This is a genomic window from Haloferax marinum, from assembly GCF_009674625.1.
GTDB lineage: Archaea > Halobacteriota > Halobacteria > Halobacteriales > Haloferacaceae > Haloferax > Haloferax marinum.
This window is the reverse complement of the sequence record NZ_WKJQ01000001.1, coordinates 1058489-1080860: the sequence shown is the minus strand read 5'-3', so window position 1 is coordinate 1080860 and position 22372 is coordinate 1058489. Positions and strand designations below refer to the sequence as shown.

General features: G+C 63.5%; 22 protein-coding genes. 13 read left to right on the top strand and 9 right to left on the bottom strand.

The genetic code is table 11. The annotated features are described in order from the left end of the window. Positions 1-65: 65 nt before the first annotated feature. Positions 66-1628 carry a thermosome subunit alpha gene (gene thsA / locus GJR99_RS05475; protein ID WP_151110055.1) on the top strand — a complete coding sequence of 521 codons (1563 nt, stop codon included), beginning with the start codon at positions 66-68 and terminating at the stop codon, positions 1626-1628. A 270-nt stretch (positions 1629-1898) separates the two neighbouring features. Further along, a complete protein-coding gene (locus tag GJR99_RS05470; RefSeq protein WP_151110053.1) occupies positions 1899-2294 on the top strand; it encodes a cupin domain-containing protein in 396 nt (131 codons plus the stop codon). Between the two features lie 92 nt (positions 2295-2386). Here the strand turns inward: GJR99_RS05470 and GJR99_RS05465 are convergent, their stop codons facing one another. The 3 genes from GJR99_RS05465 to GJR99_RS05455 are packed head-to-tail and all read right to left on the bottom strand — an operon-like array spanning position 2387 to position 4342. Further along, on the bottom strand, positions 2387-3007 hold the full coding sequence (locus GJR99_RS05465) for a trimeric intracellular cation channel family protein (protein ID WP_151110051.1): 621 nt from the start codon (positions 3005-3007) through the stop codon (positions 2387-2389). Beyond that, on the bottom strand, positions 3007-3789 hold the full coding sequence (locus tag GJR99_RS05460; protein ID WP_151110049.1) for an SAM hydrolase/SAM-dependent halogenase family protein: 783 nt from the start codon (positions 3787-3789) through the stop codon (positions 3007-3009). The genes GJR99_RS05465 and GJR99_RS05460 overlap by 1 nt, the downstream gene beginning before the upstream one ends. 1 nt (position 3790) lies before the next feature. Further along, on the bottom strand, positions 3791-4342 hold the full coding sequence (locus GJR99_RS05455) for a nicotinamide-nucleotide adenylyltransferase (protein ID WP_151110047.1): 552 nt from the start codon (positions 4340-4342) through the stop codon (positions 3791-3793). A gap of 169 nt (positions 4343-4511) precedes the next feature. Between GJR99_RS05455 and lonB the strand changes: the two genes are divergently transcribed. The 3 genes from lonB to GJR99_RS05440 all read left to right on the top strand — a co-directional run bounded on the left by lonB (position 4512) and on the right by GJR99_RS05440 (position 7996). Continuing rightward, on the top strand, positions 4512-6593 hold the full coding sequence (gene lonB, locus GJR99_RS05450; protein ID WP_151110045.1) for an ATP-dependent protease LonB: 2082 nt from the start codon (positions 4512-4514) through the stop codon (positions 6591-6593). A gap of 6 nt (positions 6594-6599) precedes the next feature. Continuing rightward, complete coding sequence (locus tag GJR99_RS05445; protein WP_151110043.1) at positions 6600-7571, top strand: CPBP family intramembrane glutamic endopeptidase; 972 nt, start codon at positions 6600-6602, stop codon at positions 7569-7571. A gap of 86 nt (positions 7572-7657) precedes the next feature. After that, on the top strand, positions 7658-7996 hold the full coding sequence (locus tag GJR99_RS05440) for a hypothetical protein (protein WP_151110041.1): 339 nt from the start codon (positions 7658-7660) through the stop codon (positions 7994-7996). 59 nt (positions 7997-8055) lie between these two features. Here the strand turns inward: GJR99_RS05440 and GJR99_RS05435 are convergent, their stop codons facing one another. Beyond that, the gene (locus GJR99_RS05435) at positions 8056-8511 is read right to left on the bottom strand and encodes an MGMT family protein (RefSeq protein WP_151110039.1); all 456 of its coding nucleotides are present in this window, start codon (positions 8509-8511) and stop codon (positions 8056-8058) included. Between the two features lie 138 nt (positions 8512-8649). Between GJR99_RS05435 and trpC the strand changes: the two genes are divergently transcribed. The 6 genes from trpC (at position 8650) to GJR99_RS05405 (ending at position 15090) form a co-directional block, all read left to right on the top strand. Beyond that, a complete protein-coding gene (trpC, locus tag GJR99_RS05430; protein WP_151110037.1) occupies positions 8650-9411 on the top strand; it encodes an indole-3-glycerol phosphate synthase in 762 nt (253 codons plus the stop codon). Continuing rightward, positions 9408-10670 carry a tryptophan synthase subunit beta gene (gene trpB / locus GJR99_RS05425; protein ID WP_151110035.1) on the top strand — a complete coding sequence of 421 codons (1263 nt, stop codon included), beginning with the start codon at positions 9408-9410 and terminating at the stop codon, positions 10668-10670. Before trpC ends, trpB begins: the two co-directional genes overlap by 4 nt. After that, entirely contained in the window at positions 10670-11548 is an 879-nt protein-coding gene (gene trpA, locus GJR99_RS05420; RefSeq protein ID WP_151110033.1) for a tryptophan synthase subunit alpha, read from the top strand. Before trpB ends, trpA begins: the two co-directional genes overlap by 1 nt. A gap of 24 nt (positions 11549-11572) precedes the next feature. Then, positions 11573-12373 (top strand): 2-amino-3,7-dideoxy-D-threo-hept-6-ulosonate synthase, encoded by an 801-nt coding sequence (locus tag GJR99_RS05415; RefSeq protein WP_151110031.1) that lies wholly within the window; start codon positions 11573-11575, stop codon positions 12371-12373. Positions 12374-12475: 102 nt separating this feature from the next. Continuing rightward, positions 12476-12895 (top strand): methylated-DNA--[protein]-cysteine S-methyltransferase, encoded by a 420-nt coding sequence (locus GJR99_RS05410; protein WP_151113864.1) that lies wholly within the window; start codon positions 12476-12478, stop codon positions 12893-12895. A 1016-nt stretch (positions 12896-13911) separates the two neighbouring features. Next, complete coding sequence (locus GJR99_RS05405) at positions 13912-15090, top strand: 3-dehydroquinate synthase II (RefSeq protein ID WP_151110029.1); 1179 nt, start codon at positions 13912-13914, stop codon at positions 15088-15090. A 51-nt stretch (positions 15091-15141) separates the two neighbouring features. Here the strand turns inward: GJR99_RS05405 and GJR99_RS05400 are convergent, their stop codons facing one another. The 4 genes from GJR99_RS05400 to GJR99_RS05385 form a co-directional block, all read right to left on the bottom strand. Continuing rightward, complete coding sequence (locus GJR99_RS05400) at positions 15142-15537, bottom strand: DUF7575 domain-containing protein (protein ID WP_151110027.1); 396 nt, start codon at positions 15535-15537, stop codon at positions 15142-15144. A gap of 27 nt (positions 15538-15564) precedes the next feature. After that, positions 15565-16260 carry a type I 3-dehydroquinate dehydratase gene (locus GJR99_RS05395; protein ID WP_151110025.1) on the bottom strand — a complete coding sequence of 232 codons (696 nt, stop codon included), beginning with the start codon at positions 16258-16260 and terminating at the stop codon, positions 15565-15567. A gap of 75 nt (positions 16261-16335) precedes the next feature. Then, the gene (locus tag GJR99_RS05390; RefSeq protein ID WP_151110023.1) at positions 16336-17448 is read right to left on the bottom strand and encodes a DNA-methyltransferase; all 1113 of its coding nucleotides are present in this window, start codon (positions 17446-17448) and stop codon (positions 16336-16338) included. Positions 17449-17607: 159 nt separating this feature from the next. Continuing rightward, positions 17608-18612, bottom strand: a complete 1005-nt coding sequence (locus tag GJR99_RS05385) for a transcription initiation factor IIB (protein WP_151110021.1) — start codon at positions 18610-18612, stop codon at positions 17608-17610. 240 nt (positions 18613-18852) lie between these two features. Here GJR99_RS05385 and GJR99_RS05380 point away from each other — a divergent pair, with 240 nt between their 5' ends. Continuing rightward, positions 18853-19638 (top strand): helical backbone metal receptor, encoded by a 786-nt coding sequence (locus GJR99_RS05380; RefSeq protein WP_151110019.1) that lies wholly within the window; start codon positions 18853-18855, stop codon positions 19636-19638. Between the two features lie 21 nt (positions 19639-19659). Continuing rightward, entirely contained in the window at positions 19660-20178 is a 519-nt protein-coding gene (gene yjjX / locus GJR99_RS05375; RefSeq protein ID WP_151110017.1) for an inosine/xanthosine triphosphatase, read from the top strand. 107 nt (positions 20179-20285) lie between these two features. On the opposite strand, the gene aglD is transcribed toward yjjX, so the two are convergent. Beyond that, positions 20286-22154, bottom strand: a complete 1869-nt coding sequence (gene aglD / locus GJR99_RS05370) for a flippase domain-containing glycosyltransferase AglD (RefSeq protein WP_151110015.1) — start codon at positions 22152-22154, stop codon at positions 20286-20288. Positions 22155-22372: the final 218 nt, after the last annotated feature.

Genomic DNA, 22372 nt, shown 5'->3' with positions numbered 1-22372 from the left:
AGGCGAAACGTATTTATAGAACTGCAATCGTTGATAGCGCTTGAGGTTTCAATATGGCTTCACGAATGCAGCAACCGTTATACATTCTCGCAGAGGGCACCAACCGAACGCGCGGCCGTTCCGCACAGGATTCTAATATTCGCGCCGGGAAGGCCGTCGCAGAAGCCGTACGGACCACACTCGGACCGCGCGGCATGGACAAGATGCTCGTCGACTCCTCGGGCGACGTCGTCATCACGAACGACGGGGCGACCATCCTCGAGAAGATGGACATCGAGCACCCCGCCGCGCAGATGATCGTCGAAGTATCCCAGACGCAGGAGGAAGAAGTCGGTGACGGCACCACCACGGCGGCCGTCCTCACCGGTGAACTCCTCGCGCACGCCGAGGACCTCCTCGACTCGGACCTCCACCCGACCGTCATCGTCGAAGGGTACACCGAGGCCGCCCGCATCGCCCAGGAAGCCGTCGACGACATGGTTCTCGACGTCGACCTGGACGACGACCTGCTCCAGAAAGTCGCCGAGTCTTCGATGACCGGCAAGGGAACCGGTGACGTCACGGCCGACGTCCTCGCGAAACACGTCGTCAAAGCCGTCAAGATGGTCCACGAGGACACCGAAGGCAAGTTCCACCGCGACGACGTTCGCGTCCTCACCCGTACGGGCGCGTCGTCCTCGGCGACCGAACTCGTCGAGGGTGTCGTCCTCGACAAAGAACCCGTCAACGAGAACATGCCCCACGCCGTCGAAGACGCGACTGTGGCCGTCCTCGACATGAAACTCGACGTTCGCAAGAGCGAGGTCGACACCGAGTACAACATCACCTCCGTCGACCAACTCACCGCGGCTATCGACGCCGAAGACCGCGAACTCCGCGGCTACGCCAAGGCACTGAAGGACGCCGGTGTCGACGTCGTGTTCTGCACGAAGTCCATCGACGACCGGGTCGCCGGGTTCCTCGCCGACGCGGGCATCCTCGCGTTCAAGAGCGTGAAGAAGTCCGACGCCCGCGCCCTCGCCCGTGCGACCGGTGCGAAGCGCCTCGGTTCGCTCTCCGACGTCGAAGACTCGGACCTCGGTCACGTCGACTCCGTCAGCATCCGCCGCTTCGGTGACGACGAACTCACCTTCGTCGAGGGCGGTGCCGCGGCCAAGGCCGTGACGCTGTTCCTCCGTGGCGGCACCGAACACGTCGTCGACGAACTCGAACGCGCCATCAACGACTCAATCGACGTGGTCGTCGCCGCCATCGACAAGGGCGGCGTCGTCCCCGGCGCTGGCGCGACCGAAATCGCGATTGCCGACCGTATCCGGTCCGAAGCCGCCGGTATCGAGGGGCGCAAGCAACTCGCCGTCGAAGCCTACGCCGACGCCGTCGAGGCACTCCCGCGCACGCTCGCAGAGAACACCGGGATGGACCCCATCGACGCGCTCGTCGACCTTCGCGCCCGCTACGAGAACGAAGGCATCGCCGGCATCATCTCGACTGGCCGCGCAGGCGAAATCGGTGACCCCGTCGAACACGGCGTCATCGACCCCGTGGCCGTCAAGCGCGAGGCTATCGAGTCCGCGACCGAAGCCGCGACGATGATCGTCCGCATCGACGACGTCATCGCCGCCAAGTAAGCAGTTTCCTCCTCTCCCCGGAGACTGCATTTCGAGGCCAGCGGTCAGTTCGTATTTGGTCGGCCGATTTTCCGACGCGAATTTGTTTGTGAAGTGATAGCTATCTCCAGTCTTGCTGAATAGGGGGCACGTATTCGGCATGAGATGCGCCTCGAAGCCGGCGACACATCGAGGTGCCCGCTGACGTATGGCCGCCACACGGTCGGGTATAACATCTCAGGCCGCGTATCGGCCAGTCGGTGTTGAAACTTGGACGACTCGACTACACGGATGAATAGTTCCGTTCAGGAGGCGCTGTACACCCGCCTCTATACGGACGCTGACGGAGAGACCCACTTCGAGGACGTGACAGTCGCGCTCTCGCCCACCGAATTTGCTCCGCCAGCAGAACCTCTCAATACGGCGTCGTTCCTCCCCGCAGACGGGACTATCTGGGTCGGTGCACCGACTGACTGGGGCGGGGACACTCCGCATCCGAGTCCACAGCGCCAGATATTCTGCACTGCCCAGGGTGAATACGAGATTACGGCAAGCGACGGGAGCAAACGAACGTTCCCTCCTGGAAGTGTCCTTCTGCTCGAGGATACGTGGGGAGCGGGTCACTCGACACGAATCGTCACTCGATGTGTCGTTTTCGGTGTCGCATTGCGTGACCAGCAGGCGTGACCGGAGCTGGGTATTCTGTTGTATACACCCTCGGTATGCAGCACACTACTTCTGACAATAGTCTCACAACCCAGCAGAATTTCCGGGCGAACTCACACCCGCGGCAGTCGCCACTCGTATCGGAGCGCGAGCATCCGCACCGTGAACACGAGCGCGGCACAGAGCGCCGATGGAACACCTGTCGGGGCTCCCACCGACTCGGCGACGAGAAACGCGACACCACCGACGACTACCGGTGTCGCATAGAAATCGTCGCGGAGGACGGTCGGAACGCGTCCGATGAGGATATCGGCGATAGACCCGCCACCAACGGCCGTAATCGTCGCGAGAATGACGATGCCGAACGGTGAGACACCCGCCTCGACACCCACGAGCGCGCCCGTCGCCGCGAACGCAGAGAGGCCGATGGCGTCCGAGGTCAAGAACGCGGGATGGTCTCGCACCTGCCCGTGGAGCGAGTGGATGAGGACGAGCGCGACGCCGACGCCGACGAGTGCGACGGTCATGTCTCCTGTCGCCGCGAGTGACGCCGGGAGTCTATCGACGAGCACGTCTCGGGTCGTCCCGCCACCGAGTGCGGTCACCACGCCGAGCACTGCGACGCCGAAGATATCGAGGCCGGCGTCGGCCGCTTTGAGCGACCCTGCGATGGCGAACGCGAGCAGTCCCACGACGTTCATCACCGCGAAGGGGTCGATTTCTCCGACGACCATCACTCGACGGTGAGGGAGACGGTGTCGCCGGGCATGAGGCCAAACGCATCGTCTCCTCGGCCGTGGTTTACGTCGCACTCGACGTTTCCGTGACTCCCGACCGTGACGAGTCGCTCACCGCGCTCGACTGCCTCGAACGTGTGGCCCACGGCGACGGGTTCGCCGTTTACACTGACAGTGTCGTGGCCGCGGAGGAACGACCCAGGGATGTTCGTGATGCAGTTGCCGAAGTCGTCGACGACGAGTACTTCGCCGCGTGCAGTCTTCGCGTCGTCGTCGACGTCGGCAGGAGGAAACTGCAGGTCGGTGAGCGACTCGACCGAAACCGCTTCGAATCGCTCGACGGTGTCGAGTGCGTCCGCACCGGCGACGTGGGCGTCTGCGGCGGCAGGGGCGAACACGTCCCGGCCGTGGAACGTCGTCGAGTCGGGGTCGGAGACGCGAATCTCGTAGGCGTCGACCGGTGGTTCGCCGTCGCTCTCGGCGTCGATACGGCGCGCTGGGGGTCGAAGCACGCCGTTGTCGGGGCCGACGAAGACGTGGTCTCCGACGCGGAGGACGACTGCTCGGCGGTCGGTTCCGACGCCTGGGTCGACGACGGCGAGATGCGTCGCTGGCGGAAAGTAGGGGAGCGTCTCGCGAAGCCAGAACGCCGCGGCGCGAACGTCCTGTCGGGGGAGGTCGTGGGCCACGTCCACGAGTCGAGCGTCGGTCACAGAGAGGATGACGCCCTTCATCGCGGCGGGGTACGCCGACCCGAAGTCGGACGCGAGCGTAATCATCTCAACAGGGGTTCGAGTCGTCGCTCGCGTTACTCGGCGTCCGTTCGGACCGGTCGGTGTCGGTGATGTGCTGGATTCGCTCGATACCGCCGATTTCGTGGACGACGTCTGCGACGGCGTCCGGGACGAGCGATTCCCAATCTCGGTCTTCTATCATCCGCTGTCGAACTTCGGTGCCTTCCAGCACCTCGCGGTTGAACATCGGCGACTGCCGAACTTCGACACCCGCCTCTTTGAACAGTTGGATGACGAGTGGGTTGTTCGAGTACGCCACTTCGAACGCCGGCGACATCGACTGAACGTGGCTGACCCACACCGAGTTTCGGTCTAAGTCCTCGATGGGAACCGCGTACGTCGTGATGTCGAAATCAGAGACGGCTTTGTTGACCATCATGATTCGTTCGCCGGCAGTAAACGGATTTCGCGGCGAGTGTGAGTCGCCGGCAGACCCGATACCGAGGACGAGTTCGTCGACCTCGGAGGCGATTTCTTCGACCATTCGATGGTGGCCGTTGTGGTACGGCTGGAACCGGCCGATGTAGAACCCCCGCATCGGTCGGCCGTTAGGTCGGACTACTTATAAATACGCCGAGTTCGCTGAAATTCGGTATTCTGGTGGTAGGGACGTCGAAGGGCGATTTCACGGCAAGGTGCACTAGATGCAAACGGGGAGAAAGTATATCAGTCGAAAGGCCCACATTAGAAGTAGCGACGACAGTTCTATGAGTAACGATACGAATACCGACGACAGCCTCCAAGAGCAGGAGGATTCGCCCGCCGAGATGCCCTTCGATGAGGGCGCCGATAGCGGGTCGGATCTGCAGCACGAGGAGGCCGAAGAGGTCGATAAGAAGACTATCGACGACCTCGGGAGTGACGTCGAAATCGAGGCCGACGTGGCCGACGACGTGGACGAAAACGACCTTCTCGGTGGCCTCCAGATAGAGTCCTCCGAAGAGATTACTGTTCCAGACCGACTCGTCGACCAGGTCATTGGACAGGAACACGCCCGCGACGTCATCATGAAGGCGGCCAAACAGCGCCGCCACGTCATGATGATTGGCTCTCCGGGGACGGGGAAGTCGATGCTCGCGAAGGCGATGTCTGAACTCCTCCCCCGCGAAGAGTTACAGGACGTTCTCGTCTACCACAACCCCGACGACGGCAACGCCCCGAAGGTCCGTACTGTTCCCGCGGGCAAAGGTGACCAAATCGTCGAGGCCCACAAAGAGGAAGCACGCAAGCGCAACCAGATGCGCTCGTTCCTCATGTGGATCATCATCGCGGTGGTGCTGGGCTACTCCCTCATCATCGCACAGCAGGTCCTCCTCGGCATCCTCGCTGCGGGTATCATCTATCTCGCGTTCCGCTACGGTTCCCGTGGCAGCGACGCGATGGTTCCGAACCTCATCGTGAACAACGCCGACCAGAAGGCCGCGCCGTTCCAGGACGCGACCGGTGCCCACGCGGGTGCCCTGCTCGGTGACGTTCGGCACGACCCGTTCCAATCCGGTGGGATGGAGACGCCGAGCCACGACCGCGTCGAACCAGGCGCCATCCACAAGGCCAACAAGGGTGTCCTGTTCATCGACGAGATCAACACCCTCGACGTGCGCAGTCAGCAACACCTGATGACGGCGATTCAGGAAGGCGCGTTCGGCATCACCGGCCAATCCGAGCGTTCCTCGGGTGCGATGGTCCAGACCGAACCCGTCCCGACCGACTTCATCATGATCGCGGCGGGTAACCTCGACGCGATGGAGAACATGCACCCCGCACTCCGGTCCCGTATCAAAGGGTACGGGTACGAGGTGTACATGGACGACACCATCGAGGACTCCCCCGAGATGCGCCGCAAGTACGCGCGTTTCGTGGCACAGGAAGTCTCTAACGACGGCCGTCTGCCGCACTTCACCGACGAGGCAATCGAGGAAGTCATCCTCGAAGCCCGTCGCCGTGCCGGCCGCAAGGGTCACCTGACCCTCGAGTTCCGTAACCTCGGTGGACTGGTCCGCGTCGCAGGCGACATCGCCCGTGGCGAGAACGCGGAGTTCACCACTCGCGACCACGTGCTGCAGGCAAAGCGTCGTGCGCGCTCCATCGAGCAGCAGATTGCAGACCAGTACATCCAGCGCCGCAAGGACTACGAACTCTCGGTCAACGACGGGTTCGTCACCGGCCGCGTCAACGGTCTCGCAGTCATGGGCGAAGACTCCGGTATCATGCTCCCGGTGATGGCAGAGGTCACGCCATCGCAGGGTCCAGGACGGGTCATCGCCACCGGCCAGCTCAAGGAGATGGCCGAAGAGTCCGTCCAGAACGTCTCGGCTATCATCAAGAAGTTCTCTAACCAGGACCTCTCCGAGATGGACGTGCACGTGCAGTTCGTCCAGACCGGCCAGCAAGGTGTCGACGGCGACTCCGCATCCATCACGGTTGCGACCGCCGTCATCTCCGCGCTGGAAGACATCCCAATCGACCAATCGGTCGCCATGACCGGTTCGCTGTCGGTGCGCGGTGACGTGCTGCCAGTCGGCGGTGTCACCCACAAGATCGAAGCCGCCGCGAAGGCTGGCTGTGAGACGGTCATCATCCCGGCCGCCAACGAGCAGGACGTGATGATAGAAGACGAGTACAAGGAGATGATCGACATCATCCCCGTCTCGCACATCAGCGAGGTTCTCGAAGTCGCCCTCGAGGGCGAACCCGAGAAGGATTCGCTCGTCGACCGCCTCAAGAGCATCACTGGCTCGGCCCTCAACAAGGGCAAGGGCGTCGGGCCCTCCAGCCCAAGCCCGCAGTAACGCGGGATGGCTGACTGGGCGGCGTTTACGGGCTTTACCGGCCTCGTCCTCGTCGTCCTCCTCTCGTTCGCATATTTCTCACGCGGTATCCCACACGCAGACGGAGTCACGTCACGGTCGTCCGAGAGCACTGACGTTCCGGAGGCCGCGGACAACGGTTCGTCCGATTCTCTCCTCGGCGGCACGACTGACGGTGAGTCCACCGACTCTCTCCTCGCTGACGCCACTGTTCTCGACAGTGACGACACCACTGACCTCGACAGCGACGACACCACTGACCTCGACAGCGACGACACGGAGTCGAGAGACCCTGCGTCACAGTCGGTAGAGACGCGTAACGACGACCGTCTCACGCCCACACCCGTGCTTCCGCCGACAGACACAGACGCGGCACCTGCCGATATCCCGACACACCTCCTCATCGTCAACGTCGCCGTCTCACAGGCATTGTTGGGCGGGTTCTTGGCAACGGGTGCGTGGTACGCAGGCGTCCCGGCGTCGGCACTCGGCCTCTCGGCGGGCAACCTTCCGACGAAACTCGCTCTCGGCGTCGCTCTCGGTGTCGCTCTCTACGGATTCAATCGGGCTGGGTCGTCACTCAGTCGGCGGTTCGGCTTCGCCCCCGACGAAGCGCTCAGAGAGTCACTCACCCCCGAGACGCTAGGGGGGTGGGTGTTGTTGCTCTTCGTCGCACTGCCGCTCATCGCTGGGTTCGAAGAACTCCTGTTCCGTGGCGCGCTCATCGGTGCGCTCGCCACCGGGTTCGACGTCTCCCCGTGGCTCTTGGCCGCCGTCTCGTCCGTCGCGTTCGGTGCCGGTCACACGGCACAGGGCCGACTCGGTATCGTCGTCACCGGCCTGCTCGGATTCGTTCTCGCGGCGACGTTCGTCCTCACGGAGAGTCTGCTCGTCGTCGTCGTCGCACACTATCTGGTGAACGCACTGGAGTTCGTCGGCAACGAGTTGTTCGGGTGGTAGGTCGCGACTGGTCAGCTTGTAGAATTCCCGCTACTCGGACGCCTCCGCGGGGATGCGTTCAAGTGCTCGGCCCGCGCGTAACCAGTATGGACATCGACACGAGGACGCTGACACAGGCGGGACTCATCGGTTATCTCGTCTTGGTCGTCGCCGCGATAGCGACCGGGGACCCGACGCTTCGGTTGTTGTCAGACGCCGCGTTCGGCGTCGTGGCAATCCTTCTCGGCGTCGTCACACTGCAAGTTCCGGTGGACAGTCAGTTGAAATACGTCGCTGGCGGTGGTTTCCTCCTCGCCGGTCTCGCACAGTTCGCCGAACTCGTCACTGGCCTCCAGTCGATAGCCTTCGCGAGTACGCTGTTCCTCCTCGCCGGCCTCCTCGGCTACCTCGCACTGCGGCGACAGACCGACGCGACACCGTTCTAACCGACTGGCTGTTTGCCCGGTCGGCTGTTTGCCCAGTCGGCTGTTTGCCCAGCCGACCGTTAGATTCCTTCCACCCGTCGAAGTTCGTCTGCGACGGCGTCGGGCGCTGCGCTCGGGGCGTCTCGAACCCGGTGGTCGGGGATGACGACGGGAATCGGATTGGCGGCCAATGCCTCGCGGACGATACGCTTCGACCCGTCGGCTTCGGGGTCTAACCCTGCCATCCGGACGAGGAGACCGGTGTCGACTGACTCCCCTCGCGGAACCTTTCGAACCGCTTCCAGCACCGCTCGCTGGTCGGTGGGAACGGTGAGGCCGATTGGAATCTCGTCGAGGGGAGTGTCTGCTCCGTCTATCGCGTCGAGGACGGCGTCGAGATACGCGTTGTCGCTCTCGGCGTCGTCGGGGATGGCGTCGGGAAACGAGACGCTGATGAGTTTCCCACTGACCACGCCGACCTGAACGACACGGTCGAGTGTCGACGACTTGCGGGCGTAGATTCCGGTGACGTCCATACGTTCGCCTGTCCCCGCCGACGGCTTGACACTTCCGGCGACGACCTGACTGCTGCCTCGCACGCGCCCGCGCGAATGACGGTGAGTCTCCCCGCCGACGCAAGTCTTATGTACAGAAGCGTTCGTTAGTGTACATCAATGAACGCTAGTGGAGACGAATTAGCTCCCGAGGTGCGTGCCATTCTGGACGCTGCGCGGGAGCGACCGGGCGGAGACACGCGCGTGTCGGTCGACGCGCGGTCGTTTCCAGACGCCGTGGCCGAAACAGCGGCCGACGGGCGGGTCCCGGTCATCACCGAAGTCAAGCCGACGAGTCCGACGACCGACGGCGTCCGCGACGACGACCCGGTCGAACTGGCCCGTGAGATGGTCGCTGGCGGCGCGACGGCGCTCTCGGTCCTCACCGAACCCGACCACTTCGGTGGGTCGACCGAGTCGCTTCAGCGTATCCGCGAGGCGGTAGACGTGCCGGTCCTCCGGAAGGACTTCGTACTGCGAGAAGAGCAACTCGACGTCGTCGAATCCGACCTCGTGCTTCTCATCGCACGGTTCGTCGGGGACGACCTCCCGGACCTCGTCGAGGCGGCACGCAAACGAGGATTCCAGCCACTCGTCGAGGTACATACGCGCGACGAACTCGTCGCGGCCCTCGCGGCGGGTGCCGACGTCGTCGGAATCAACAACCGCGACCTCGGCAAACTCGAAGTCGACCTCGCGACGTTCGAGGAACTCGCACCCGAGGTGCCCGACGACGTGCTGCTCGTCGCAGAGAGCGGGGTGAAAACACCCGACGACGTCCGACGAATGCGCAACGCGGGTGCAGACGCCCTCCTCGTCGGGACGGCCATCATGGACGGCGACGTACGACAGAACACAGAGTCACTGACGACATCCACATGAGTGTAGACGGAAAATTCGGAGAGTTCGGCGGACAGTACGTTCCCGAGGCCCTGATGCCGGCCATCGAGGAACTCGAAGACGCGTACGAGCGATACGTGCTGAACAACGAAGACGGCTTTATGGACGAGTTCCGCACGCGACTGCGGGACTTCGGCGGCCGGCCCACGCCACTGCAGCGTGCGGACCGCCTCTCGGAGCGCTACGGCCGCGAGGTGTATCTCAAGCGTGAGGACCTCGTCCACGGCGGCGCACACAAACTCAACAACGCCCTCGGGCAGGTCTTGCTCGCGAAGTACATGGGCAAAGAGCGTATCATCGCGGAGACGGGTGCCGGCCAGCACGGGACGGCGACGGCGATGGCCTGCGCACACCTCGATATGCCCTGTGAAATCTACATGGGCGAACGCGACATCAACCGCCAGCGACCCAACGTCTTCCGGATGAAACTCAACGGGTCGGAGGTCAACCCCGTCACCGTCGGCCGCGGGACGCTCAAGGAAGCGATCTCGGAGACGATGCGCGACTGGGCGACCAACGTCGAAGACACCCACTACGTCATCGGGTCTGTCGTCGGCCCCCATCCGTTCCCGAGCATGGTTCGCGACTTCCAATCGGTCATCTCTGAGGAAGCGCGCACGCAAGCACAGGAGAAACTGGGCCGACTCCCCGACTCGGTTCTCGCGTGTGCCGGCGGCGGCTCGAACACGATGGGTGCGTTCGCCGAGTTCGTCTCGGACGACGAAGTCGGACTCTACGCCGTCGAAGCGGGCGGGTCGACGCTCGAAGTAGACGAAGACGCAGGTGTCGCGCCTAACTCCGCGTCGCTCACGACGGGGAGTGAGGGCATCCTCCACGGCGCGCGAACGACCATTCTCCAGGACCACGACGGCCAGATTATGGAGTCACACTCCATCTCGTCGGGTCTCGACTACGCCGGCGTCGGCCCAGAACTCGCACATCTCGTCGATATCGACCGTGTGACTGCGGTCAACGTCGGCGACGACGACGCGCTGACCGCGTTCCACCGTCTCTCACAACTGGAAGGCATCATTCCTGCGCTGGAGACGGCCCACGCGTTCGGCTATCTCGAAGCGGTCGCGGGCCCAGACGCGACGGACGAGACAGACGCTCTCGGTGAGTTCGTCGTCGTCAACGTCTCCGGACGCGGCGACAAAGACCTCGAATCGGCCATCGAAGAGACCTACGAGCGCGACATCGACATCGCGCCGAACATGGACGAGTTCACGGGGGGACTGTGATGTCGCTCGAAGACGCCTTCGCCGACGGCCCAGCGTTCATCCCGTATCTCGCCGCTGGCGACCCGGATTACGAGTCCTCGCTCGAATACGTCGAGGCGCTCGAACGCGGCGGCGCGGACATCATCGAACTCGGCTTGCCCTTCTCGGAACCTATCGCAGAGGGGCCGACGATTCAGAACGCCGTCGTTCGGTCGCTTCAGGGGGGAATGACACCGACGCGCTTCTTCGAGTTCGTCGAGGACCTCGACGTGTCGGTGCCGCTGGTCTGTATGACCTACTACAACCTCATCTACCGCTACGGCGACGAACCCGGCCCGCGCCCGTTCGTCGAGAAAGCGGCCTCGGTCGGCATCGAGGGATTCGTGGTTCCCGACCTGCCCGCAGAGGAGTCCGAACCCCTCCGCGAGGCCTGCGACGAGTTCGGTCTCGACCTGGTGTTCATCGTCGCCCCGACGACGCGAGGCGAGCGACTCGAGCGCATCATGGAACAGGTTTCGGGATACGTCTACGTCCAAGCCCGACTCGGCACGACGGGGGCGCAGACGGACGTGTCGGACCAGACCGACTCTTCGCTCGCCCGAATCGCCGACTACGACGTCCCCAAGGCCGTCGGGTTCGGAATCAGTAGTGGTGAACACGCCGAACGTATCGTCCGAAGCGGTGCAGACGGTATCATCGTCGGAAGTGCCCTCGTCGACATCGTTGCCGAGGGAACCTCGGCAGCCCGTCAGACGCAATCTGACGACGTGGCTACCGGTCACGAACGGGGAGACGACCCCCAAGCCGTCGCAGACCGCCTCGAAACACTCGCCCGCGAACTCAAGGACGGTGCGATGGTCGGCGCCTCGCAACGCCCACCGCATCCGGAACGCACATAACTCCTCTGCCACCCTTTCACATACATGAACACTGACGTAGGAATTTCGGCACGACTCGAACGCATTTCGACGAACGGACGATACCTCATCGTCCCGATGGACCACGGTATCACGCTCGGCCCGGTCAAAGGTCTCGTGGACATCGAAGCGACGGTCGACGCGATTACACGCGGCGGCGCAGACGCCGTCCTCACACACAAAGGGACAGCACCGCGCGTCCATCCGAACAAAAACGGCAAAGGATACATCGTCCACGTCAATGGCTCGACGGTCATCGGGCCGGACGAAGCAGACAAACGCCTCACCGGTACCGTCGAAGACGCCCTCCGCGTCGGTGCCGACGCCGTCTCGTTCCACATCAACGTCGGGTCTGAGTACGAACCAGACCAGATGACGCAACTCGCGAATCTCTGTTCTCGCGCCGCCGACTTCGGCGTCCCCGTTCTCGCGATGGCCTACGCTCGCGGCCCCGGTATCGACGAACAAGACCCCGATAGTCTCGCACACGCGGTTCGCCTCGCAGAAGAAGTCGGTGCAGACATCGTCAAGACGGCCTACAGCGGCGACGCGGAATCCTTCAGTCGCGTCGTCGAGGCCACGCGCCTCCCCGTCGTCATCGCCGGCGGCAGTCGCGGTACCGACCGGGAGACGGTCGAGATGGTTCGCGGGACGATGGACGCCGGTGCGGCCGGTGTCTCGATGGGCCGGTCTATCTTCCAGCACGACGACCCTGAGGCCATCACGCGTGCGGTGAGTGCCGTCATCCACGACGACGCCGACGTCGAGACGGCGCTCGAACGGGCCGGCCTCGGTATCGAAGCCTAACGTCGTCGACGACACTCTCAGTCTCTCTCTGTTTTCTTCGTCTCGTCTCGCGCGCAGAGCGAACGCCACAGATAGATGATGGTCCACCGCGTAGTCCGGTCGATGCACGTCACGATGCTGGGATACGACGTGGAACTCGACGACGAACTGGTCGAGGCGTCACCGGACGAACTCGTCTCCCAACTGGCCGAGTACGAACGTGGTGAGCGACAGCTGTTCGACCTGCCCGTTCGGCTCCCCGATTCGTTCACTGGCGACGTGATGCGGGCGATGCTGGATATCCCGTACGGCGAGACGCGAACCTACGGCGAGATTGCCGACGCGGTCGATAGCCACCCCGTCCCTGTCGGCCAAGCCTGTGGTCGAAACCCAGTGCCACTCGTGGTCCCGTGTCATCGGGTCGTCGGGGCGGACTCACTCGGTGGGTTCTCCGCTGCCGGTGGTGTGGATTTGAAACGAGCACTTCTCGCTCACGAACGCGATGGCGACACGGAGCAGTCGGCGCTCGACGCCTATCGCTGACGACCTCGACTCCGAGACTGCCGTTTTCGAGGGATTTCTCGGACATTCGATTCGCGTAGCGGTCGGACCGTACGCAGCCGAGGCTTTGCGATGATATCTGGATTTTATATAGCGACATTCAATTTATGAGTCGGCTGTTCGACTGGAGTCACGGCTACGATAGCCGTCTATACCAGATTTTGAACGCACATCACCTGGTGAGACTGCCGAGTTCGGGGCACACGGTCCCACGAAACTGCTGTGTACCCAAAGTTAGGTCGCCGACGTGGAGCTTAATTTCGGGAACGACCGATCGTGAGCCCAGCAACTGAACAGGGAGTGCAGCGACTGCTTGAGCAGTGATATGGGCCAGTTTGAACCAGTAGCGGTACAAAAATCGGTCTGTGTGGTCGGGGCTCTCCAACCATTCGGACTCACCGGGACGACAGCACAGCCACTCTGTGTACTGGCGTTCTTGATATCGACAGACGCGAGCGCCGGGTTCCTCGTCGAAACCGATGGAACTCAGAAGCACCGTGACGCTCTGCGAGAATCGGTCCAACGCGGCGTTCTGTAGACACCTCTCTTCACGACCTCGACCCCTGGGGTCGCGTGCTGAGGATGGTCTGCTATTTTCGGGGGGGCAATGGCGTCCTGTGCGAACCCAACTGAATCTCACAGCTAAACCGAGTGTTGCTGTATCGTTCATCGGTCGGAGTGATAGATGGTGAGTCCGAGACGGGAGCTAATTGGTCGGTTGTTCTGCCGAGCGCAAACCGAGAGGGCTCCAACTGTGGCGGACGCCGTTCGGGTCTTCAGCATACTCGCAGTGTTGCCGCTTCGAAGGTAACTCGCCTACTCCGAACCGTCTGCGATAGGCTGGGCGAGTGGCTCACAACTGTCTGAAACGGGTCTGATAAACCATATAGTGCGATACAAAATTGTCTGTCCGGAGAAAGAGCGAGAACACCGACAGCACACCGCTGTCGGTTGATTCATCCGCCACGTTCAAGCCTACCGACCTTGTGTGGTCGATAATGACACGAAGCGTCTGGCTCAAAGCCGACGACACGGTCGGCGACTGGGAGACGCGGAAGCGACGCATCACGGCGGGCCTCGAAGCAGGCGTCGACTGGGTCCTCGTCGACGAGGGCGACGTCGAGAAGGTGCGCGAACTCGGTGACGTGAAGGTCGCCGCGTTCCGGACCGACGCCGACGTCCACGTGATGGAAGCAGAAAGTGACGACGACGAACCCGAGTCACTCGCGGACGCGTACATCGTCGGGAAAGAGGGCGAAGGTGACGGCACCGTCGACCTGCCGTCTGACTTCTCCGGTTCTGCCGACTTGACGACGCTCCGCCGCGAGGACGACCGGGCAAACGGGTCGTACATCCGCATCCTGAGCAAAGACTACGAAGCGTTCGCCGAAGCCGCCGCCCACGACGGCGACCACACCATCGTCGTCGGCGAGGACTGGACTATCATCCCGCTCGAGAATCTCATCGCCCGCATCGGTGACGAGACTGACCTCATCGCCGGTGTGACGAGCGCCGAAGAGGCACAAGCCGCCTTCGAGACGCTCGAAATCGGTGCTGACGGTGTCCTCCTCGACAGCGACAACCCCGACGAGATACGAAAGACCACCGAGGTTCGGGACGAGGCAGAACGCGAGAAGTTGGACCTCGTCTGGGCGGAGGTCAAAGAAGTCGAGCGCACGGGGATGGCCGACCGGGTCTGCGTCGATACTGGGTCGATTATGGACCACGACGAAGGGATGCTCGTCGGGTCGATGTCTCGTGGACTCTTTTTCGTCCACGCAGAGACGGCGGAGTCTCCGTACGTCGCCTCGCGACCGTTCCGTGTCAACGCTGGTGCGGTCCACGCCTACGCGCGGACGCCCGAAGGTGGAACGACGTATCTCTCAGAGCTCGAAAGCGGCGACGAAGTACAGATCGTCGACCAAAACGGCCACACCCGTGAGGCAATCGTCGGGCGCGTGAAGATAGAAAAGCGGCCGATGTTCCGAATCTCGGCCGAGTACGAGGGTGACCGGGTGACGACTCTCCTGCAGAACGCCGAGACCATCAAAGTTCACACGCGAGCGGGACGAACCGCTGTCACCGACCTCGAACCGGGCGACGAGATGCTCATCTACTACGAAGACACGGCCCGCCACTTCGGTGAGGCCGTCGAAGAGAGCATCATCGAAAAGTAACGCTCTCGGGTCGAGACGGCTGAAACGGCCTCTTTTGAGACGGCAGAACCGTCACTCCTCGACGTAGTGCCACTCGAGTTCCGTCGCACACCACGGACAGAAGTCGAGTTGGGTGTCGAGTTCACCGCCACAGATTGGGCAGGCCGGTTTGCCATCTGCGGTCTGTCCACGAACCCGAATCCCGACGCGGTAGGCATCGAGTGCGCTCAAGAACAAGAGGGCGATGACGGGGACTGTCACTTCGGTCGGGAGTGTCTCTACCGACGCAGTCGCCGGGTCGGCAAACGTCGAGACCAAGACGAGTCCTGCACCGATAACGAACGTAAACCACGCGATTGCGCGTCGCCACTCTCGCAGATAGACGTGGCCAGCACCAGCGATTCCGAGAGACGCGCCTAAGACTCCAACGAGGGCGGCGATCACGGCGCGGCGACGAGCATCGGGCACTGTTCCGTAACGCCAACCCCCGTACATTTAAACATCAGGTTTGCCGGACAGGCTGGAGACGAGCGAGCGGAGTGTCTGAGCGTCGTACTGACCCGGTGCAGTCGCGTTCGCAGGGTCGACGGGCGCGTAGCCAATCTTCGACCCGTACACCGGTGCGACGGCGCGGGTGTGCCTCCCTGCTTCGCCCATCGCCATCGTCGCAACCGAGTCTCCCCACTCGGTCGCCGTCCGAGTCGCGTCGAGAAGTCGAAGCGCGTCGGCGTTCGACTGGGCGGTAACCGCGAGTTTGCCGACGTCACCGAGTGTCGCTGCTTCGTGGAGGAGTCCGGTCAGTTCCGACCGTGCGGGCGTCCGCTCGAAGTCGTGGACGGAGGCGACCACTGTCGCGCCCGCGGCGCGTGCGCTGGTCGCAGCGTCGCTCCCGAGTTCGTCACGAAGACTGGCGAGTTCGATATCCACCGCTGCGACGGCGTCGAACTCCGCGGCCGCGACGATGTCGTCGAGACGGTCAGGCTCCGGGGCGTCCGCCTCGCCACCTTCCCACGACGCACGGTTCGTCGCCAGAATCGGGAGTGACCCTTCGTATTCGTCGAGCGCGTCGAGTGGGTCGGCGGCGAGGTCCATCCTGAACTCGACGGCGTCCGCAACGTCCCGAGCGGCGGGTTCGTCGGCTACGTCTGCAGTGCTCGCCGCGAGGACGAACGAGTCGAACGTCAGGTCCATACCCTCCGTGTGTCGGCCGGTGGTAAATCGGTGTTCGTGTCCGCAATCGATTCGGTCGGTACACTGACTGCCCGACTAGTCTGTGGTCTGGACGTCTTCGGACGCGCCTTCGGGGGGTGACTCCGCCGCAGACCGTGTCGGGGCAGTCTCAGTCGTCTCGTCGATGGGTTCGTGTTCCACCGTGAATAGGCGGTCTTCACCGGACTGTGTCTTCGTCACCGACGAGACGGCGTACAACCGGATGTTCCGTTCCTGTTTCGTGACGACGGGGAAGTCGTAATGTTCGGCCTCGTAGCCGGGTCGGTCGTCTCGGTCGGCCACGAACGACCGGTGGTCGTCGAGTCGGCGCTCGACCTCTGTTCGGGAGCGTTCTTCGGCATCGTCTATCCGGTCTTCGAACGCGCTCACGAGGCCAGCGTCGAGGTCGTACCCCACCGAATCTCGTGCTGCGAGCATCGCTGCGAGCGTCGTCGTCCCCGTTCCAGTGAAGGGGTCGAACACGGTGTCTCCGTAGACGGAGTACATCCGAATCAGTCGGAGTGGGAGTTCGACTGGGAACGCCGCAGAGCGCTCTCTCGTGCCCGAATCGAGTTTCTGGGCCGTCCCCGTGAAGTCCCAGAGGTCGGAGAACCAGCGGTTTCGTTCCTCCCAGAAGAAGGCGCTCTCGTACCGTCGTTCGTCTCCCGGAGGGAACGACCGAGGGGTCCCCTTTCGGACGATGAGGACGTACTCGTGTTCGAGCGTGACGTACGCGTTCGGTGGGAGCGTCCCCGACCCCATGAACTTCGTCAGACTGTTCGTCGGCTTTCGCCAGACGGCGTCTGGAAGCGGAACTAACCCTCGTTCGGCGAGTGCAGTGAGAATTCGTGCGTGGTTCGGATACTGCCGAAACGACCCGCCGAGACTGCGCGTCGCGTCACCGACGTTTATGCACGCGATACCGCCCGGTGTAAGGACACGCTCGACTTCGTCCCAGACGGCGTCGAGTTGCTCGTGCATCGCCTCGAAGGCGGCGTCGCCGTCGCCTGCGTCGAGCGCGTCGGCCACGGCGTCGTCGCGCGCAGCAAACAGACCGTCCCACATCTCTATCATGGGATACGGCGGTGAGGTCACGACGAGGTCCACGCTCCCGTCGGCGAGTCCACTGTCAGCGGCGTCGCCCACGCGGAGGGCGTGTTCCGTACGCATCGTAGATAGGTGTTCACCCTGCGACAAAATGTTTCTCCCCGGCGAGATGTCGTCGCCCGGCCTCAGTGTACTCCATCGTGCAGTGCTGCTGCTCGAAGCGCAAATAACAGAACAAGCAACTGTCGGTCGAACACCCGCGCCGTCGGGAGTGTCGACGATTCAGACGAGACCGAGGTTCTCCTCTGCTTCGAGGAGTTCGTGGTAGCGGTTGCGGATGGTGACTTCGGAGATGTCGGCGACGTCGCTGACTGCGGCCTGCGTCGTCTTCTCGTTGGTGAGGAGTGCGGCGGCGTAGACGGCGGCGGCGGCGAGGCCGACCGGCGACTTGCCGGAGTGGACGCCCTTCTCCTTGGCGTTCTTCAGGAGTTTGCGAGCACGCATCTTCGACTCGTCGGAGAGGCCGAGTTCGCTGGCGAACCGCGGAACGTACTGTTCGGGGTCTGCGGGTTTGACTTCCAGCGAGAGTTCACGGGCGATGTAGCGGTAGGTGCGGGCGACTTCGCTCTTCTCGACGCGGGAGACTTCTGCAATCTCGTCGAGCGAGCGTGGAACGCCGGCCATGCGGGCGGCGGCGTAGGTACACGACGTGGCGACACCCTCGATGGAGCGGCCGGGGAGCAGGTCGTCGTCGAGTGCGCGGCGGTAGATGACCGAGGCCGTCTCGCGGACGTTCTCGGGGAGGCCGAGTGCGGAGGCCATCCGGTCGATTTCACCGAGTGCCTGCTTCAGGTTGCGCTCTTTGGAGTCGCGGGTGCGGAAGCGCTCGTTCCACTTGCGGAGACGCTGCATCTTCTGGCGCTGTCGCGCACCCAGGGAGTTCCCGTAGGCGTCACGGTCACGCCAGTCGATGTTGGTCGAAAGCCCCTTGTCGTGCATCGTGTTGGTCGTCGGTGCACCGACACGGGACTTCTCGTCTTTCTCGCGGGCGTCGAACGCGCGCCACTCGGGGCCACGGTCGACGGAGTCGGCGGTGACGACGAGGCCACATTCGTTACAGACGGTCTCTCCGTGTTCGTCGTCGGTGACGACGTGACCGTTACATTCGGGGCACTTCAGCGTGTCTCCCTTCGTGTTCTCTTCTTCGGATTCGGCCTGCTGTCGGCCGTCTTTCGTTTGTTCTCGTTTCTGTGCGCCAGGGTTTCGGGTCCAGATTCGTTCGCTCATGGATACGACGGCGGGTGCTCCGGGTACGGTGGGTAGAGACGTCTAGAACCCGGATGCTGTCCGTAACACGAACGACCGCAGACGACTGCATAAATGGTTTGGTATCGCCCGCGGATTTGCCCAATTTTGCATGTGTTAGAGGACCACACGGCACAATCAGTCTCTGCCGAGTTCGCCGCGATTTCGTCGGACGTCGAAGCCGTTGCATCTTTTCTCCGGCACACCAAGAGACAGACACTGATGACCGGGTCACCACGTGTCGTCTCGCTCGCCCCGAGTGCGACGGCCATCTTGGACGCGGCCGGACTCGCCCCGCACGTCGTCGGAACGACCGTTCACGCGACACTGGACCGCCCAACCGTCGGTGGGTGGTTGAACCCCGACTTCGAGCGCATCGACGCGCTCGACCCCGACGTCCTCTGTACCTGTGACGACCTCCAGCAGGACATCGCCGACGAGGCCCGAAACCGCGGATTCGACGTGGTACACGTCGCTCCCACGACGCTCGACGAGGTGTTCGAAACGTTCCCGACAATCTGTGGGGCGGCCGGCGACGCGGCGGCCGGTGAAGCCCTCGTCGCAGACTGTCGGCGACAGCTCGACCGAGTCGCCGCCGCGGTCGAAGACGAACCTCGACCGACCGTCTACTGCGAGGAGTGGGCCGACCCGCCGATGGCCGCAGGGAATTGGGTCCCCGACGTCGTTCGGGCCGCTGGCGGGTCGTATCCGTTTCTCGACGCCGGCGAGCGCTCCCGCGAAATCACCCAAGACGCTGTCGAAGCGGCCGCCCCCGACCACGTCGTCCTCCACCCCTGCGGGAAGGGAGAACGCGGCGACTCGGCCGAGTTCGACGCGCGCGACTGGAACGTCGATGCCGACGTTCACGTCGTCGACGACTCGCTTCTCAACCAGCCGAGCCCCGCGCTGATGGGCGGAATCGACACGCTCGCACGGCTCTTCTATCCGAATCTCGACCTTCCCGACCGGTGGTCACCCCCCGAACACGAATCCGATGGAAGGATATGACCGCACCGACCCTCTGACCACATGGACATCGCGGTCGGAAGCGGCAACCCGGTAAAGCGCCGTGCGGTCGAACAGGCGACCACTGACGCGTCCGTCTCGGCAGTCGCCGTCGAGTCGGGCGTCTCAGAGCAACCGTACGGAAACGACGAGACGATAGAAGGCGCGGTCAATCGCGCGCGTCGCGCGCTCGACTCCGGTGCGTACGACCTCGGCGTCGGCATCGAAGGCGGCGTCGCCGCCTATCCGTCGGGCGACGGCACGGGCGACGACCTCTATCTCGTCATGTGGTCGGCAGTGACCGACGGCGAGCGCGTCGGGCGCGGTGCTGGCCCGACGTTCCTCCTCCCGGACCGCATCGCCGACCGCATCCGCGCCGGCGAAGAACTCGGACCGGTGATGGACGACGTGCTCGGAACCGACGACATCGCGAAAAACGAGGGTGCGGCAGGCGCGTTCACCGGCGGTCGAATCACTCGAACCCATGCGCTCGAGTCGGCGGTCACCGCCGCACTCGCACCGTTCCGAAGCGAACTCTACTGACGACTCGGAGGTTCGACTGTTCCTAAAAACGCGGAGGCGTCGACTGTTCCTGAAAACGCGGAGGCGTCGACTGTTTCTGAAAACTCGGCGGCGTCGACTGCTCCCGATTACTCCGACTCCGCAAGCTCTCGTTCGCGGACGTCTGCACTCTCTTCGACTGCGGTCGTCAGCGAGACGTTGAGCGAGAGCATCGACACGATGCCGCCGACGAGCGTGACTGCGTTCTTCACGGCGTGGTCGAGGACTGCGGCCGCGAGCGCGGTTGCCGGCGCGACGGGTGCCAGTGCGGCCATGAACACGGTGAACGCGATTTCGTAGAGACCGACACCGCCTGGCGACAGCGGCAAGACCTTCGCGAGGTTGCCGACGCTCACGGCGAAGAAGGCGACGCCGACGAGGACGACGGGGTCGATATCGACGCCCAGTGCGTAGAGGACGGCGATAGCGGTCACCACGTCGACAGTCCAGATTGCGAGACTCGACACGCCGACGAGGCCGAAGGCGGTGCGGTTGCCGGCGACGGCCTGCAGGTCGGAGACGAACTGCTCGATGACGTCCGCGACGTACTCGACGTAGGAGTCCGACGAGAACCGGCCGACGAACGCGCGGACGAAGTTGCGGTCGGCGCGTGCCGACAGGGCGATACCGACGACGCCGGCGATGGCGACGATTCCGACGCCGGTCGCGACGTACGCGACGGTCCGAACGTCGTTGGCGGACACTTGGACTGACCCGCCGCTGACACCCGTCGCGAGGACGGTTGCGATGTCAGCGAGGCCGCCCGTCGCTGCGAGGCCGACGAGGACGACGCCCGCGAGGCCGGCAATCGTCAGCAGGTCGAAGACGCGCTCGACGGCGAGTGACGCAAAGCCCGACGGATACGGAATCCCACGCCTCGCTTTCACCACGTACGCGCGGACAGCGTCGCCCGCGCGGGCGGGAAATACGAGGTTCCCCGTCTGACTGATGAAGATAGCGCCAGTGAGGAAACTCGCAGACTCACGGTAGCCGAGTTCGCGGAGGATGTCGCGGTAGCGCATGCCGCGAAGCGGCCACGAGAGGATGTAGATACCTGCGGCGGCCGCGACGAGTGCGGGATTTGCCTCACCGAGGACCGACAACACCTCGGAGGGGTCGATGTACAGCGTCATCAACGCGACGGCGGCGACGGTGAGCAAGAGGCCGGCGGCGATGGTCACCCGCTGGGTGATTCGTGGCCGGACCGAGAGTTGCCACCACGTCCGGAGAATCTGGCTCCCCATCCCGAGGATGTCGCGGACGAGGTCGACTTTCGTGTCGCCTTTCGGTTCCCAATCGACGGCAAACTCGGAGACGCGGAACCCTGCGCGTTGCGCGCGAACGAGCATCTCCGTGTCCCAGAACCAGTGGTTGTCTTCGACGTCGTCGCGGAGCGCCTCGAAGGCCGTCCTGCTGAAGGCTTTGAACCCACACTGGTGGTCGCGGAGGTCAGACCGGAGGAACGTGCGGACGAGGCCGTTGTACACCTGGCTCGGGAACCCACGTTTCACCGGCCGTTTCGCGACGTGGTCCGGCATCCAGCGCGACCCGGTTGCGACGTCGTACTCGCCCGAACGAACGCGCTCGACTAACTCTTCGAGATGTCGCATGTCGGTCGCGAGGTCGGTATCGAAGTAGACGAGCGTCTCGCCGTCTGCGGCGGCGAACGCACGTTCGAGTGCCCCACCCCGGCCGAGTCGTTCGTCACTGTGGTAGTGTCGAATTCGGTCGTCTTCGTCGGCCATCTGTGTGGCGATTTCGGGGGTCCGGTCGTCGCAGCCGTCTTCCGCGACGATGACCTCGAACGCGTCGGTGGGGAGGAATCCTTCGAGCGTCTCCACCGTGACGCGGACCGTGTTCTCTATCGTCCGCTCTTCGTTGTACGCAGGGAGGACGACGCTCACTTCGACGCCGGAGTGGGCGACTGGTTCCGAACGTCGGTCTGTCGGGCGACCCATTGTCGGTGTATGGCCGCTTTCTGCGTATGAATTTTCTGTCTTGCGTCGTAGGCGGAGTGTCTCCCACAGATGTGTGTCTCCAGTCCGTGCCTGTTAGGTGACCGTACCTGCGATGGGCGGGGTGGCCGCCTTGTACGGGTCCTCCGGAGACAAAATCGCAAGACGAAGGCGTGTTAACCGTGTGTACCAAACCCCTGATAGGCATCTCACTACTGTAT